16 protein-coding genes are annotated in these 14,559 nt (G+C 68.3%); 8 read left to right on the forward strand and 8 right to left on the reverse strand.

The annotated features are described in order from the left end of the window. Window positions 1-68: 68 nt before the first annotated feature. From ITX31_RS03880 to mftR, 8 genes are all read right to left on the reverse strand, one after another. Window positions 69-677, reverse strand: coding sequence for a hypothetical protein (locus ITX31_RS03880; protein WP_194782133.1), 609 nt, complete (start codon window positions 675-677; stop codon window positions 69-71). Window positions 678-701: 24 nt separating this feature from the next. After that, a complete protein-coding gene (locus ITX31_RS03885; RefSeq protein WP_194782134.1) occupies window positions 702-1,679 on the reverse strand; it encodes a D-2-hydroxyacid dehydrogenase in 978 nt (325 codons plus the stop codon). Between the two features lie 9 nt (window positions 1,680-1,688). Next, window positions 1,689-2,537 carry an ABC transporter ATP-binding protein gene (locus ITX31_RS03890; RefSeq protein ID WP_194782135.1) on the reverse strand — a complete coding sequence of 283 codons (849 nt, stop codon included), beginning with the start codon at window positions 2,535-2,537 and terminating at the stop codon, window positions 1,689-1,691. Beyond that, window positions 2,534-3,589, reverse strand: coding sequence for a FecCD family ABC transporter permease (locus ITX31_RS03895; protein WP_194782392.1), 1,056 nt, complete (start codon window positions 3,587-3,589; stop codon window positions 2,534-2,536). Before ITX31_RS03895 ends, ITX31_RS03890 begins: the two co-directional genes overlap by 4 nt. Before the next feature lie 26 nt (window positions 3,590-3,615). After that, complete coding sequence (locus tag ITX31_RS03900; protein WP_416354775.1) at window positions 3,616-4,707, reverse strand: FecCD family ABC transporter permease; 1,092 nt, start codon at window positions 4,705-4,707, stop codon at window positions 3,616-3,618. Continuing rightward, window positions 4,704-5,726, reverse strand: a complete 1,023-nt coding sequence (locus ITX31_RS03905) for an iron-siderophore ABC transporter substrate-binding protein (RefSeq protein WP_194782136.1) — start codon at window positions 5,724-5,726, stop codon at window positions 4,704-4,706. The genes ITX31_RS03900 and ITX31_RS03905 overlap by 4 nt, the downstream gene beginning before the upstream one ends. Before the next feature lie 153 nt (window positions 5,727-5,879). Next, complete coding sequence (locus tag ITX31_RS03910; RefSeq protein WP_194782137.1) at window positions 5,880-7,538, reverse strand: GMC family oxidoreductase; 1,659 nt, start codon at window positions 7,536-7,538, stop codon at window positions 5,880-5,882. 82 nt (window positions 7,539-7,620) lie between these two features. Further along, window positions 7,621-8,241 carry a mycofactocin system transcriptional regulator gene (gene mftR / locus ITX31_RS03915; protein WP_194782138.1) on the reverse strand — a complete coding sequence of 207 codons (621 nt, stop codon included), beginning with the start codon at window positions 8,239-8,241 and terminating at the stop codon, window positions 7,621-7,623. 91 nt (window positions 8,242-8,332) lie between these two features. Here mftR and mftA point away from each other — a divergent pair, with 91 nt between their 5' ends. From mftA to ITX31_RS03955, 8 genes are all read left to right on the forward strand, one after another. Next, window positions 8,333-8,458 (forward strand): mycofactocin precursor MftA, encoded by a 126-nt coding sequence (gene mftA, locus ITX31_RS03920; RefSeq protein WP_194782139.1) that lies wholly within the window; start codon window positions 8,333-8,335, stop codon window positions 8,456-8,458. Window positions 8,459-8,469: 11 nt separating this feature from the next. Further along, window positions 8,470-8,745 carry a mycofactocin biosynthesis chaperone MftB gene (gene mftB / locus ITX31_RS03925; protein WP_194782140.1) on the forward strand — a complete coding sequence of 92 codons (276 nt, stop codon included), beginning with the start codon at window positions 8,470-8,472 and terminating at the stop codon, window positions 8,743-8,745. Next, complete coding sequence (mftC, locus tag ITX31_RS03930) at window positions 8,742-10,037, forward strand: mycofactocin radical SAM maturase (RefSeq protein ID WP_194782141.1); 1,296 nt, start codon at window positions 8,742-8,744, stop codon at window positions 10,035-10,037. The genes mftB and mftC overlap by 4 nt, the downstream gene beginning before the upstream one ends. A 53-nt stretch (window positions 10,038-10,090) precedes the next feature. Further along, window positions 10,091-10,921 (forward strand): mycofactocin-coupled SDR family oxidoreductase, encoded by an 831-nt coding sequence (locus ITX31_RS03935; protein WP_194782142.1) that lies wholly within the window; start codon window positions 10,091-10,093, stop codon window positions 10,919-10,921. 28 nt (window positions 10,922-10,949) lie between these two features. Next, a complete protein-coding gene (locus ITX31_RS03940; protein WP_194782143.1) occupies window positions 10,950-11,762 on the forward strand; it encodes a mycofactocin-coupled SDR family oxidoreductase in 813 nt (270 codons plus the stop codon). An 18-nt stretch (window positions 11,763-11,780) separates the two neighbouring features. Beyond that, the gene (locus ITX31_RS03945) at window positions 11,781-12,620 is read left to right on the forward strand and encodes a mycofactocin-coupled SDR family oxidoreductase (protein ID WP_194782144.1); all 840 of its coding nucleotides are present in this window, start codon (window positions 11,781-11,783) and stop codon (window positions 12,618-12,620) included. Window positions 12,621-12,640: 20 nt separating this feature from the next. After that, the gene (locus tag ITX31_RS03950) at window positions 12,641-13,552 is read left to right on the forward strand and encodes an AAA family ATPase (protein WP_194782145.1); all 912 of its coding nucleotides are present in this window, start codon (window positions 12,641-12,643) and stop codon (window positions 13,550-13,552) included. 99 nt (window positions 13,553-13,651) lie between these two features. Further along, on the forward strand, window positions 13,652-14,533 hold the full coding sequence (locus ITX31_RS03955) for a vWA domain-containing protein (RefSeq protein ID WP_323745575.1): 882 nt from the start codon (window positions 13,652-13,654) through the stop codon (window positions 14,531-14,533). Window positions 14,534-14,559: the final 26 nt, after the last annotated feature.

The raw sequence follows: 14,559 nt of genomic DNA on the forward strand, positions 1-14,559 counted from the left end.
TATCCCACATTCGGGGCACGGGGCTGCTGCCCCTCAACGTCAGGGCGGCGGTGCCGGTGCGGCGGGTCTCAGGGCAGCAGCAGTGCGGCAGCGAAGGCAATGCAGCCGGCCAGGTGACCGGCCAGCACCTGGGTGGGCGTGTGGTCGCCGAGCTTGATCCGGGACCAGCCGGTCGCCGAGGCAAGCATGAGCGCCAGGGCGGGTCCAAAGACCGGAACGGGGGCGAGCAGTGCCAGGCCCACGTAGGCCGCGACGGCGGCATGGACGGAGAGTTTCCAGGCCAGGTTCGCTGCCATGCAGATCATCAGTCCGATGAACACGCCGCCAATTTCACCGAAGAGGCCGGCCGGGGCGTCCAGCAGGAGCAGGACCAGCGCTCCCACGCCCAGGGACACCGCCGACGCCGCCAGGATCGGGGCGCGCTGCGAGCGCACCCCCACGTGGTGGTCGGTGACGGACCCGCGCCCCTTGAGCCAAAGGATGAGGCAGAACGGCAGACCCACCGTAAAGACGGCCGCTGTGATGCCCTGCAGCCAGGTCACGTCAGGACGAAGCGGCTGCAGGAGCAGGAGGATGCCCACCAGGACGGCCGGGGCCGTGGTTTCGGTGACGAGGCGCGCCAGCCGCAGGGACGCTGACGCGGACGGGCCGGCTGCGGCCTGCTGGGTTTCTGGCATCCGTCGATTCTACGGGTGGACGGGTTACCGGCTGACCGGGGCGGCGACGAATCCCAGCTGCTTGTCCACCACGTTCTCCAGCGGCTTCCCCTCCAGGTACGCCCGCAGGTTCGCCTCGAACTGCGCCGCCATCGCCGGCAGGTGCGACCGGGAGTCCCCGGACAGGTGCGGGGTGATAAGCACGTTCTCCAGCCCCCAGAGCGGACTGGACTTCGGCAGCGGTTCGGGACTGGTCACGTCCAGCACCGCGCCGCGGATCCGCCCGTCCCGCAGCATGCCCTCCAGGGCGCACTGCACCACAAGCTCACCGCGGCCCATGTTCACCAGCACGGCGGAGGAACGCATGGCACCCAGGACCTCGGCGTCGAGCATGCCGCGGGTATCGTCGGTTAGCGGCGCGACGAGCACAATCCAGTCATAGTTTCCTGCTGCCGCGGCGAAGTCCGCACTGGCGTGCACGGCGCCAAAGTCCGCATCGCCGTCGCGCGCCGTCCGCCCCAGCCCGTCGGTTTCAATGCCGACGGCGCGCAGCAGCCGGGCTGTTGTCCGTCCAATGCTTCCGGTTCCGGCGACCAGCGCCCGGGTCCCGGCCAGGTTGGAGGTGCCGAAGTGCTGCCAGCGCCGCTCGGCCTGGTTCAACCGGGCGGCCGGGACGTTCTTGGCGAAGTACAGGATTCCGGCCAGCGCGTACTCGGCCATCGCGGCGTCGAAGATCCCGCGGGCGTTCGTGACGGTGACGTTGGAGGCGGCGAGCTCGGGGAACAGCAGCCGGTCCACTCCGGCGGCGGGCAGGTGCACCCACTGCAGGGCGTCGGCCCGGTCCCAGCCCGCGCGCAGGCCGTCGGCGAAGTAGTTCCACAGATACACGATTTCGGTGCCCGGCAGCGCGGCGGCCAGCTCATCGGCGTCGGCGGCCAGCCGCACGTCGGCGAGCGCACGGAGGTTTTCAAGCCCGGTCACGTCGCGGTTGCCGGTGAGGATGGTCAGCACTGGTTTAGCCATGCGCTCAGGCTAGGCGATCGGCGCCGCCCGGCCTGCATCCGTTACGCCTGTCCGGCGTTCAACCACGTGGTGCCGCCCCAGCGGCAGGACCAGCGGTTTGCCGGAGGCCGGATCCGTGATGACCCGGTTCTCCAGGCCGTAGACCGCCCGCACGTTCTCCTCCGTAAGCACCTCGACGGGCGTGCCGGCGGCGTGGATCTTCCCGCCGGCCATGGCCACCAGGTGGTCCGCATAGCGGCCGGCCAGGTTGAGGTCATGCAGCACCATGACGATCGTGGTGCCGCGGCTGCGGTTCAGGTCGGTGAGCAGGTCCAGGACTTCCACCTGGTGGCTGACGTCCAGGAACGTGGTGGGCTCATCGAGCAGCAGCAGGTCCGTCTGCTGGGCCAGGGCCATGGCGATCCAGACGCGCTGGCGCTGCCCGCCGGAGAGTTCGTCCACGGAGCGCTCGGCCAGCCCCGCCGTTTCGGTGGCGTCCAGCGCGGCGGCGACGGCGGCGTCGTCGTCCGCGGTCCACCGGGCCAGCAGCCGCTGGTGCGGGTGCCGGCCGCGGCCCACCAGGTCCGCCACCGTGATGCCTTCGGGCGCCACCGGGGACTGCGGCAGCAGGCCCAGGGTGCGGGCCAGTTGCTTGGGCGGCATCCGGTGGACCTCCTTGCCGTCCAGCAGCACGTGCCCCTTCTTCGGGACGAGCAGCCGGGACATGGAGCGCAGCAGCGTGGACTTGCCGCAGGCGTTGGCGCCAATGACGGCGGTGACCTGGCCGGGCGGTACCAGCAGGTCCAGGGAATCGATGACCGTGCGGTCTCCGTAGCCGAGGGTGAGGCCTTCGACGGCGAGGGTGTGGGCAGCGGTCACAGTGAGGCTCCTGCACGGTTGACGCGGACAATGAGGTATACGAGGTAGGGGGCGCCGAGCACGCCGGTGACCACTCCCACCGGGAAGCGGGTGCCGAAGGCGTACTGCCCGCAGAAGTCGGCCACGAGCACCAGCAGCGCTCCCATCAGGGCGGCGGGGACCAGCAGGGACGGTCCGGGGCCCACCAGCCGGGCGGCGATCGGTCCGGCGAGGAAGGCGACGAACGCGATGGGTCCGGTGGCCGCCGTCGCAAAGGAAATCAGCAGCACCGCGGAGATGATGATCACCAGCCGGGTGCGGCCCACGCGCACGCCGAGGGCGGAGGCGGTGTCATCGCCCAGCCGGCTGGCGCCCAGGTTGCGGGCCTGACCGAGCAGCACCGGACCGCAGATCAGCAGGGCGGCAAGGACGGGCAGGGCCTGGTTCCAGGAGGCGCCGTTGAGGCTGCCGGTGAGCCAGCGCATGGCTTCCTGCAGTTCCCAGTCGGGCGCCTGGTTCAGGATGTACGCGGTGACCGATTCGAGCATCGCGGCGATCCCGATGCCCACCAGGATCAGCCGGGTATCCGCCACACCGGCCTTGTAGGACAGGGCATAGACCACCAGCGCGACGGCGAGCCCGGCGGTGATCGCGAACAGGGACACCGGCGCTCCGCCCAGGCCCAGCCCCACGATCGCGAACGCGGCACCCGCTCCGGCGCCGGAGCTGATGCCGATGATGTCCGGGCTGGCCAGCGGGTTGCGCAGCATGGTCTGGAAGGCGACGCCGGCCAGTCCGAAGCTGGCACCGGCGAGCACTGCCAGGACCGCGCGGGGCAGGCGCAGGCGGCCGACGGCGAAGGACGCTCCGGGCACATCCTCGCCGAAGACCACCCGCAGCACGTCGCCGAGCGGATAGAAGGTACGTCCGGCCATCACGCTGAGTGCAAAGACGGCGAGGATCAGGAGAGCCAGGACCGCGACGACGGCGCGCAGCCGGACGCCGCGGTTGCGGCGGCCGCGGACGACGGCGGCGACTGTGGCGCTGCTGCCGGTTTCTCTATCCGGGGCCATGTCCGCGGCTGGAGCGGAAGAGACGTTCACAGGGCTCGGACTTTCTGCCGGCGGACAATCCAGATGAAGACGGGGGCGCCGATCAGCGCGGTGATGATGCCGACGTCGATCTCCGCAGGGCGGGCGATGACCCGGCCCAGCACATCCGCGGACGTGACCAGTGCGGCCCCGGCGACGGCGGAGAAGGGCAGCAGCCAGCGGTGATCCACGCCGGTGAGCAGCCGGCAGGCGTGCGGCACCATCAGGCCCACGAAGGCAATCGGTCCGGTCACGGCGGTGGACGCCCCGCACAGCAGTACCGCTCCCAGGGCGGCGGTGCCCCGGGCCAGCGCGACGCGTTCACCCAGGCCGGCAGCCAGTTCGTCACCCAGCGCCAGGGAGTTCAGCGACTGGGCCGTGACCAGGCAGACCAGGAGGCCGGCCGCGAGGAACGGCAGCACCTGCCCAACTGCGTCGAAGGATCCGCCGCCCACGCCGCCGATCTGCCAGGACCGCACGCCCCCGGCGAGGTCGTTCCGCGGAAGCACCACGGCGGAGATGAAGGAGGCCAGGGCCGCGGAGATCGCGGTGCCGGCCAGGGCGAGTTTCAGCGGGGTGGCCCCGCCGCGGCCCAGCGAACCCACAACGTAGACAAACAGCGCGGTGAGTCCGGCGCCGAGGATCGCTGCCCAGACGAAGCTGTTGGCGGCGGTCAGGCCGAAGAACGCCATGCCCACCACCACGGCGATGGAGGCGCCCATGTTCACGCCGAGGATGCCCGGGTCCGCCAGCGGGTTGCGGGTCACGCCCTGCATCACCGCTCCGGCGACGCCCAGCGCGGCACCGGCGAGCACAGCCAGCAGGGTGCGCGGAATCCGTTTGGCCACGGCGGCTTCGCTGAAGCCGTCCGCCGAGCCGCCCAGTGCGGCAGCAATGTCCGCCCACCCGACGTCGCGCGCCCCCACCGTCACGGAGGCCAGCATCAGCAGGCCCAGGATTACGACGGCGGCGGCGAGCCAGAGGGCGCGCAGCCGCCCCGGGCGCCGTGCCGCAGATCCGGAAGCGAGGAACTCCGGGGAGTCCTGGTTTCCGGGTGCGGGGGCAGCGGCCGGGTCGGCTGGGCGGGAAGGATTTGTCACTTGGCGGCGTCGGCTGCTTCTGCGAGCACGGTCAGGTAATCGTCCAGGACCCAGCTGATGGCCAGCGGAGTGGGGTTGGCGGCGGTGCCCAGCGGATTGTCGCCGGGCAGGGTGACAATCGCGCCGTTGGCAACGGCTGGAATCTGGGAGAGCAGCGGATCGGATTCGAGGGCGGTGACCAGTTCGTCGCCGCCGTAGGTGACAATGATGTCCACGTCGGCGAAGGCGTCGGCCTGCTCGGCGCTCTGGCTAAGGGAGAACTTCTCGGTTTCGGCGGAGGCCTTGGCGATGCTGCCGGCCACGCTCATGCCCAGGTCTTCGAAGAACAGGGTGCGCGGGTCATGCGTGGTGTAGAAGCTGACTTCGCTGAGGTCCGTGGTGTCCACGTGGGTCATGAACATGGCGGACTTGCCGGCCAGGGACGGGAACTTGGCGGCGGCGTCGGTCATTTCCCGCTCCAGGTCCGCGACGAGCTGCCCGCCTTCCTCGGCGAGGCCCAGGGCGGTGGCGTTGTATTCGACCATTTCGCGCCAGGAGGTGCCCCAGGCGGTTTCCGGGTAGGCGACCACGGGGGCGATTTCGCTCAGGGTGTCGTAGTCCTCCTGGGTCAGGCCGGAGTAGGCGGCCAGGATGACGTCCGGCTGGGTGTCCGCCACGGCCTCGAAGTCGATGCCGTCGTTCTCGTCGAACAGCACCGGTGCGTCGCCGCCCAGTTCCTCGAGCTTTTCCTCGACCCACGGGAGGATGCCGTCGCCGTCGTCGTCGCCGAAGTTCGCCGCTGCCATGCCCACGGGCACAATGCCCAGGGCCAGCGGTACTTCGTGGTTGGCCCAGTTGACCGTTGCCACGCGCTCGGGCTTTTCGTCGATGACCGTGGTGCCCAGGGCGTGGTCGATGGTGATGGTTTCCCAGTCGCCCTCCGGTGCGGCCTGGCTTTCCGCCGGAGCGGAGGAGCAGGCGGCGAGGGATGCGGTGAGCAGGGCGGCGGCTGAGAGCGCAGCGAGTTTGGAGGAGCGCAAGTGTCGTGTCCTTTAATGCAGGTGCGGGCCGGTCCCGGTTGGGGCCGGCGGAAGCCTTCCTGCGACGCTCCGGATACGTACTTAGGTCAGGCTAACCAAGGCAAGCCTAAGGCGATTTGTGGCGCCTGTGAAATTTGGTGACAGAAAGATGTCCTAATTCGTGCACGGACGGGTTCCGGCACGGACATGATGGGCTGCAAACTCCCCGATCATCACAGCGGTCGCGGCGGGTCCGCGCAGTGGAACGGTTGGAAGAACCGACGTATCCGCCACGCGCAGCCCCTGGACTCCGTGCACCTTCCCATACGGATCGACCACGGCCTCCGGGTCCTCCGCGGGCCCCATCTTCGCTGTTCCGCTCAGGTGCAGGGCTGTCCCGAGCCGGGTTTGTACCCAGTCATCGAGGAGGTTGTCAGCTGCCAGGATGTCCGGGGAAGGCTCTGAAATCCCCCGGCTCAGGGGACGGAAGGCCGCCGTTGCGAGCAGGGCTGCGGCGGTACGGACGGCCAGCCGCATCCGTGCCCGGTCCTCGGCCGTGGAGAGGTAGTGGTAGTCCAGCCGGGGCGGTTCATGCGGATCGGCGGACTGCAGGGTCAGCTGCCCCCGGGCGGTCTCCGACTGCAGCGCCACGAGCAACTCCAGCTCGTCCTGGTGCCGCCAGTCCTGCAGCAGCCGCCGCACCGGGATGGACCGCAGCGCCCGAAAGGTCCGCAGGGGATGCCGGAGGGCAGGGCGGATGCCCAGGCTCATGGACTGTTCGGATCCGGAGAGGAGATAGCCCGTGGGCTTAAGCAGCGGGAGGATCTCCAGGTCCCCAGATGCGGCACTGCCGGGCAGTCCGGAGGAAAAGTTGAGGCAGCTCTCCATGGCCCGGGGCAGGGCGTTATCCACCACTCCCCGCCGCGGGCGCCACCGCACGGAGACCTCCGGATGGTCGGTGAAATTGCGTCCGACGCCGGGGCGGTGAACCACGGGCGCGATCGAGTGGGCCGCGAGGTCCTCCGTAGAGCCGATCCCGGACAGCAGGAGCAGGTGGGCAGTCTGAATGGCTCCGGCACAGAGAAAGATCCTGGGGCACCGCAGCTCCGACACCTTGCCGCTCCGTTCCACTTCCACGCCGGCGGCACGGGTGCCCTCGAAGAGGATCCGGCGCACCAGGGTGCCGCCCTGGACGGTGAGGTTCTTCCGGCCCGCGGCCGGTTCAAGGTAGGCCAGCGCGGTGTTGAGCCGCACGCCGTCGGCAACGTTCATCGGCAGGGGCCCGACGCCGGGGAGCTGGCTGCCGTTTTTGTCCGGCTCGTCCGGAAACCCGAGGGTGTGGGCTGCTTCGCGGAAGGCACGGGTGATGGGATGTTCCTGCGGCGGCCGCTCGATGAGCATTGGGCCTTCGGATCCGTGGCCCGGCAGGTGAGCGAACTGCCGGTCCGTTTCGAGGCGGGCGTAGAACTCCCCCATCCTCGCGGCGGACCAGTCCGGTCCGGCAGCGGTTTCCCAGCGGTCGAAGTCCTCCTGGCGGGCCCGGACGAAGTAGCCGCCGTTCACCGCGGTTGACCCGCCGGCCGTCTTGCCCCGGGCAATGGCATACGCCAGGGCGGGCGTAAGCTGCCCGGGGAAGGACCAGTTGTTCGGGTGGCCCGGCATGGCAGCCTGGATGGTTCCGGCATCAAGCAGTTCGGGCGGGTACTGGTCCCGCGAGGCGTAAGCCGGTCCCGCTTCAAGCAGCAGGACCCGCCTGGCGGGGTCCTCGGAGAGGCGGGCGGCCAGCGGGGCGCCGCTGCCGCCGGCACCCACTACGATGCAGTCCGCGTCCATTTGCTCCCCCGCCTGTTCGCCATTGGTCCAGTGTTTCCCCGGGCATCTGTCCCGGTTGTGTCCCCTGCCGTGTCCGGGCAGCCTAGGGCAGGCCGGCCGGCTCGTCGAGCACACCTTCAACCAGCTTCAGCGACTCCAGCAGCACTTCGGTCAGGTCTGCATCTTCCTGCAGCAGCCACTGTTCATACGCGGCCAGGCATAGGCCCAGCAGCGCCCACGCCACGGCCTGCGGCTTCAGGCTCGCCTCGGGCAGCTGCATCCTCCGGGCCACGTGCTCGGCGATCACCTGACGCCAGGCAGTGTAGCGGAGGGTCGAATGCGCCAGGAGGGTGGGCACGTGGAGCAGCAGTTCCATCCGCTGACGGTGGTACGGGATCTCTTCCGGCGGAAGCCGGTTGAACTCGATCACTGCCTGACACAGGCCCGTGCCCAGCGGCTGGTCCCCGGGCAGCCCGGCCAGGAACCCACGCATGCGTTCCAGCAGTGCTTCGAAGTCACCCCACGGCAAATCGTTCTTGGACGGGAAATAGCGGAAGAACGTGCGGCGCCCAATTCCGCCGGCCGCGGCAATCTCATCCACCGTCACTGCGTCGAAACCGCGCTCGTTGAACAGCATCAGCGCAACGTGGCTGAGTTCGTCCCTGGTGGTCACCGGCTTCCGTCCGGTCCGGACCTGCGGTGTCTGTCCGGCTGAAGCAAGCACGAATTACCCTTCCCTTTGGCACTGGGTGCCGTTACTGTCTCCGGCACAGAGTATCGCCACCGACGCCGGTTTCTGACAGAGGAGCAAAACAATGTCCGTCATTCCCGCTTCAACCGAAGGTTCTGCCACCCAGGATCCCGCGTCCGGAACACCGGAGGCGGCCGAAGACCTGCTGGTGGAGGAAGTGTCCATCGACGGCATGTGCGGCGTCTACTAGGCGCCGGCGCCATGCCCAGCTTCGATATCAACCGCGCCTGGCAGCTCCACCCGCAGGTCTCCGTCCGCCCCGAACCTTTCGGGGCGCTCCTGTACCACTTCGGAACACGGCGGCTGTCCTTCCTTAAGGACCGGACCCTGCTGGCCCTGGTGCAGCGGCTGCGGACAGAACCATCCGCCCGGTCCGCCTGTACCGCCGTCGGACTTTCCGGAACGGACCTGCAGCGGTACGAACAGGCGCTCGGCGTGCTTGCTGCCTCCGCCATGGTCATTGAGAGGACGCCATGACCCTTCTGCACCCCGCCCCGCCGCTTCCCGTGAACCGGCCACCGGCCAAACCCGGCACGCTGGTCGACCTGTTTGAAACAGGACTCGACGCGCCCATCTGCCTGACCTGGGAGCTGACCTACGCATGCAACCTGTCCTGCGTCCATTGCCTGTCGAGTTCAGGCCGCCGGGATCCGCGGGAGCTCAGCACCGAGGAGTGCAAGGCAGTCATCGACGAGCTCGAACGCATGCAGGTTTTCTACGTGAATATCGGGGGCGGGGAGCCCACGGTGCGTCCCGACTTCTGGGAACTCGTGGACTACGCCACCACGCATCACGTGGGGGTGAAGTTCTCCACGAACGGCGTCAAGATTACGCCCGACGTCGCAGCGCGGCTGGCCGCCTCCGATTACGTGGACGTGCAGATCTCCCTGGATGGAGCCACGGCCGAGGTCAATGACCAGGTGCGGGGGCCCGGATCCTTCGACACCGCGCTGCGGGCCATGCAGAACATGGCCGACGCAGGGTTCACCGGGTTCAAGATCTCTGTGGTCTGCACCCGGCAGAACATCCCCCAGCTCGATGAGTTCAAGGCCATCGCAGACCGGTACAGCGCTCAGCTGCGGCTGACCCGGCTGCGTCCTTCCGGCCGCGGTGCGGATGTCTGGGACGAACTTCATCCCACGGCCGCCCAGCAGCGGGAGCTGTACGACTGGCTGGTGGCCAACGGAGAAAACGTCCTGACCGGCGATTCGTTCTTCCACCTCTCTGCCTATGGCGGTGCGCTGCCCGGGCTGAACATGTGCGGTGCCGGCCGGGTGGTGTGCCTGATCGATCCCGTGGGTGACGTGTATGCCTGCCCGTTTGCGATCCATGACTCGTTCCTGGCCGGCAACATCCGCACACCCGGCGGATTCACCGAGGTCTGGCGGCATTCTGAACTCTTTACGGAACTGCGCAGCCCGCAGACCGGCGGAGCCTGCGCGTCCTGCAGTTTCTTCGATTCATGCCGCGGCGGCTGCATGGCCGCCAAGTTCTTCACCGGACTGCCCCTGGACGGCCCGGACCCGGAGTGTGTGCGCGGCCTGGGCGCAGAGGCACTTGAGGCCCGGGATGCGGCCGAGGTGCCGCGCACCGGCGTCGACCATTCCCACCGCACCTCACCCCCGCGTCCGCGGCCGGTCCCGGTGACCCTCTCCGTGCGCCGCCCGGACTCGCCGCCGGTGAGCGCCTGCGCGGAGAACCCGCTGGCCGGGTTCGACCCGGGCCGGCAAACAAGCGGCTGCGGCACCGGGGGCTGCGGCTGCGGCTAACAGAGTTCGGGCTGCAGAAGGCGGCCCGCCGATAAAGAAAGAAGGTGCACGCAATGGGGCGAGTAGAAGGAAAAGTCGCATTCATTACCGGTGCTGCCCGCGGGCAGGGCCGCAGCCACGCACTCCGTCTCGCCGAGGAGGGCGCCGACATTATCGCCGTGGATATCTGCAGCCAGGTGGAGACGGTGAATTATCCAATGGCAACGTCCGAGGACCTGCAGCAGACGGTCCGGGACGTTGAGGCGCTGGACCGCCGCATCGTCGCCGTCGAGGCCGATGTCCGGGACCTCGCGGCGCTCAAGGCGGCAGTGGACTCCGGCGTGGCCGAGCTGGGCCGGTTGGACATTGTCTGCGGCAACGCCGGCATTGCCGGATTCGGGCCGGCAGACGAGCTCACGGATGAAGAGTGGGGGGACATGCTGGACATCAACCTCACCGGCGTGTGGCATACGGCCCGGGCCGCCATTCCGCACCTGAAGGCCGGCGGCAACGGCGGTTCCATGATCCTCACCAGCTCCACTGCCGGCCTGATGGCCATGGAGAACCTGGCGCACTACATCGCCGCAAAACACGGAGTGGTGGGCCTGATGCGGGCCCTCGCGCTGGAGCTCGCGCCGCACATGATCCGGGTCAATTCCGTCCACCCCACCAGCGTGGACACTGACATGATCCACAATTCGGCCACGTACAAGCTCTTCGCCCCGGATCTGGACTCCCCCACCCGGGAACAAATCGGTGAACGGTTCCGGACGTTGAACGCCCTCCCCATCAACTGGGTGGACCCGCGGGACATCAGCAACGCCGTCCTGTTCCTCGCCTCGGACGAAGCCCGCTACATCACCGGCGTGACCCTCCCGGTCGATGCCGGATCCGTCATCAAGTAGGCCCCGAAACCACAGCAGGAGGCATGCCATGGGGCGTGTAGAAGGCAAAGTTGCATTCATAACGGGAGCGGCGCGGGGGCAGGGCCGCAGCCATGCAGTCCGGCTGGCACAGGAGGGCGCGGACATCATCGCCGTCGACCTTTGCGACGACATCCCGGGCATCGGTTATCCGTCCGCGACCGCCGAAGACCTCGCTCAGACCGTCAAGGAAGTTGAGGCCCTGGACCGGCGGATCATCGCCACCAAAACGGACGTCCGGGACCGGGCAGCCATGAAGCAGGCCATCGACGCCGGTGTAGCCGAGCTGGGACGGCTGGACATTGTGGTGGCCAACGCCGGCATCTGCATCATGAAGCCGTGGAATGAGGTGACCCCGCAGATCTGGGACGAGACGGTCAGCACCAACCTCACCGGCGTGTGGAACACGGTGCAGCTGGCCGCTCCGCACCTGATCGATTCCGGCGGCGGGTCGGTGATCCTGACCAGCTCGGCGGCCGGGCTGAAGGGGCTGCCCTTCCTGACCCCCTACGTCGCGGCGAAACACGGCGTCGTGGGGCTGATGCATGCCTTTGCCACGGAACTGGCCGAGCACTCCGTCCGGGTGAACTCCGTCCATCCCACCGGTGTCAACACTCCCATGGCGTCCGGCGACGGCATGGCGGCCATGGGTAACATGCTCGCCGCGCATCCCCGTCTCGGCCCCATGATGACCAACCTGCTGCCGGTTGAAATCACCGAACCGGTGGATATTTCCAACGCCGTGCTGTTCCTGGCCTCCGACGAGGCACGTTACGTCACATCCCTGACCATGACCGTGGACGCGGGGAACACCCAGTACTAGCCAGAGAGGCAACACAATATGGGAAATCTTGAAGGCAAAGTCGCCTTTATCACCGGGGCCGCCCGGGGCCAGGGCCGCAGCCACGCGCTGCGCCTGGCCCGCGAGGGCGCGGACATCATCGCGGTGGACCTCTGCGCCCCGGTTGAAAGCGTCACCGGTTTCTATCCCCCGGCCACGCCGGAGGACCTGAAGGAAACCGTCCGCCAGGTCGAGGCACTGGACCGCCGGATCGTAGCGGTGGAAGCGGACGTGCGGGATATCGACGCCATGACCGCTGCCGTGAATGAGGGTGTGGCCCAGCTTGGCAGGCTGGACATTGTGGTGGCCAACGCCGGGATCTTCACCTTCGGTGAGGACACCCATAAGGTCTCCGAACAGTCCTGGACCGAGCTGATGGACATCAACGTCACCGGTGTGTGGCACACCTACAAGGCAGCAGCCGAGCATTTGATGGCCGCGGGTCCCGGGGGCTCGGTGATCATCATTTCCTCGCTCGCCGGATTCAAGGGCCTGGCCAACGTCGCGGCATACACCACCACCAAACATGCGGTGGTGGGCCTGATGAAGGTGCTCGCCAACGAACTGGGTCCGCTGGGCATCCGGGTGAATACCATCCATCCAAACTCGGTGGACACCCCGATGGTGAAGAACCAAAAAACCTACCGGCTGTTCCGTCCGGAGCTTGAGGATCCGCAGCCCGAAGACGCCGAATCGGCCTTTGCCGGCCTTAATCCCATGGGCAAGGCCTGGATTGAACCGGAGCACATCTCCAATGCGGTGGCCTGGCTGGCCTCGGACCAGTCCTACTACGTCTCCGGCGGGCAGATTCCGGTCGATGCAGGCGGAGCGGTCCACTAGGTACGAGGGGACACAACACCGTGCAGACAACGGCTATCACCGAAACCCGGGACCGGATTGCCGCGCACCTCGTCGGCCGCGAGCGGGAGCTTGAACTCACGCTCGCGGCCGTCGCCGCCGGACGCGACATTGTGCTCGAAGGCCCGCCTGGCACCAGCAAAACCACCATGCTGCGGGCCATCACCGGTGAATGGGGAATCCCGCTGCTCTTCGTGGAAGGCAACGCCGACCTCACTCCGGCCAAACTCGTGGGCCACCACAACCCGGCCCGGGTGCTGCGGGAGGACTACAGTGCGGACAACTTCGTGGCCGGCCCGCTGGTGGAAGCCATGCAAACCGGCGGGTTCCTCTATATCGAGGAGTTCAACCGCGCACCGGAGGACACCCTGAACACACTGCTGACCGCCATGGCGGACCGGTCCATCGCCGTCCCCCGGGTTGGAAGCATCACCGCGCTTCCCACCTTCCGGGTCATCGCGTCGATGAATCCCTACGACAATCTAGGCACCACCCGGCTTTCCACCTCCGTACACGACCGGCTTAACCGCCTGTCCATCGGTTACCAGGATGACGCCGCCGAGCGCGGGATCGTCACGCTGCGCACCAATGCGTCCGGCAGCCTGGGAGCTGCGCTGACGTCCGACGCCGTCGCCGTCACCCGCGCAACGCGGGAACATCCGGACGTCCGCCAGGGCTCCAGCGTGCGCGGGGCCATTGACTGCGTGCTGGTCGCGCGGCAGCTGGCTGGGCTCCGGACGCTTACCGATCCGCAGGATGAGCGGTACGCGGAAATGGTCTTTGACGCCATGGTGGTCTCCCTGTCCGGCCGGATCCATCTGGATGAGGCAGCAGACACCACGCCGGAGCGGGTGCTGCGGGAGATCTGGGAGGACCACTTCGTGCTTCATCCGGCAGCGGCGGCACCCGGATGAAGAGAAGTCGCCGCCGATTCACCGTTGGCGAGGCGGAGCAGCCGGCGCCCGCAGACTGCGCTGCGCCGCACGCCCAAGAAGCTCTCCGAGGAACCCACGGTGTTTGAACCCGTGCCGGGCAGCGGCGGAGCAGCGATCCGTGCCCTGCCCTCCCGCGGCCGGGACCGGCCCGCTGCGAATGTCCCCGGCGCTTCCCGGCCGGGCTTCACCGACGAGGAGGCCACGCTGGTCACGCCCGGGGTGTCCGACGCCGCGGTGGATCCGGCCGTACGGGCGCGGATGCAGCAAATTGCGGCGCGGCTTTCAGTGCGCCGCCCGCGGCGGGACTCCGATGCGCACCGCGGAAGCGGCACACTGGCCAGCATGCCGTACCGCGGAGGCAGCGATGAGATTGACCTGGACCGGACGCTGGAACTCCTGGCGGAACGGCCCGTCCCGGAGGATGAGGACATCATTGTCCGTGACCGGATCCGCACCCGCCGCTCGGTGGTGCTGGCGGTGGACGTCTCCGGCTCCATGAAAGGCGAGCGCCTTCAGACAGCCGCCGCTGCGGTGGGCGCGCTGGCTTCAGAGCTGCACCGCGATGCCCTGGGCGTCATCGCGTTCTGGTCCGACGCCGCGCGCCTCCTGCCGCTGGGCGGGGAACTGAAACCGATCGAGCTGCTGGACGCGCTGCTCCGGATGCCCGCACGGGGGCTGACCAACATCAGTTTTCCCCTGGAACTGGCGCTCAAAGAGCTCTCCCGTGTGCCGGTCCGTGACGCCCGGGTGCTGCTGCTCTCCGACTGCGTCCACAACGCCGGCCCTGATCCGCGGATCGTGGCAGCCCGGCTCCCGCGCCTGGACGTGCTGATCGACGTGAGCGCGGAAACCGATGCCGAGCTTGGCCGGGAACTCGCTCGGGCCGGCCGCGGCCAGGCCCGCCAGATCCGCAGTTACCGGGATGTTGCTCCCGCCGTCGGAGAGATTTTCGACTCGTGAAACCTTGCCGCACCAACGAAGAAAGG

Origin of the sequence: Arthrobacter gandavensis (assembly GCF_015355785.1) — a bacterium.
GTDB lineage: Bacteria > Actinomycetota > Actinomycetes > Actinomycetales > Micrococcaceae > Arthrobacter_B > Arthrobacter_B gandavensis_A.

What these genes read in the sequence shown, in the direction of transcription:
- ITX31_RS03910 (WP_194782137.1), bottom strand. Translation starts at nt 7,538, where the DNA reads ATGGACGCGGACTGCATCGTAGTGGGTGCCGGCGGCAGCGGCGCCCCG.
- ITX31_RS03885 (WP_194782134.1), bottom strand. Translation starts at nt 1,679, where the DNA reads ATGGCTAAACCAGTGCTGACCATCCTCACCGGCAACCGCGACGTGACC.
- ITX31_RS03880 (WP_194782133.1), bottom strand. Translation starts at nt 677, where the DNA reads ATGCCAGAAACCCAGCAGGCCGCAGCCGGCCCGTCCGCGTCAGCGTCC.
- mftB (WP_194782140.1), top strand. Translation starts at nt 8,470, where the DNA reads ATGCCCAGCTTCGATATCAACCGCGCCTGGCAGCTCCACCCGCAGGTC.
- ITX31_RS03935 (WP_194782142.1), top strand. Translation starts at nt 10,091, where the DNA reads ATGGGGCGAGTAGAAGGAAAAGTCGCATTCATTACCGGTGCTGCCCGC.
- mftA (WP_194782139.1), top strand. Translation starts at nt 8,333, where the DNA reads ATGTCCGTCATTCCCGCTTCAACCGAAGGTTCTGCCACCCAGGATCCC.
- ITX31_RS03945 (WP_194782144.1), top strand. Translation starts at nt 11,781, where the DNA reads ATGGGAAATCTTGAAGGCAAAGTCGCCTTTATCACCGGGGCCGCCCGG.
- ITX31_RS03940 (WP_194782143.1), top strand. Translation starts at nt 10,950, where the DNA reads ATGGGGCGTGTAGAAGGCAAAGTTGCATTCATAACGGGAGCGGCGCGG.
- mftC (WP_194782141.1), top strand. Translation starts at nt 8,742, where the DNA reads ATGACCCTTCTGCACCCCGCCCCGCCGCTTCCCGTGAACCGGCCACCG.
- ITX31_RS03895 (WP_194782392.1), bottom strand. Translation starts at nt 3,589, where the DNA reads ATGGCCCCGGATAGAGAAACCGGCAGCAGCGCCACAGTCGCCGCCGTC.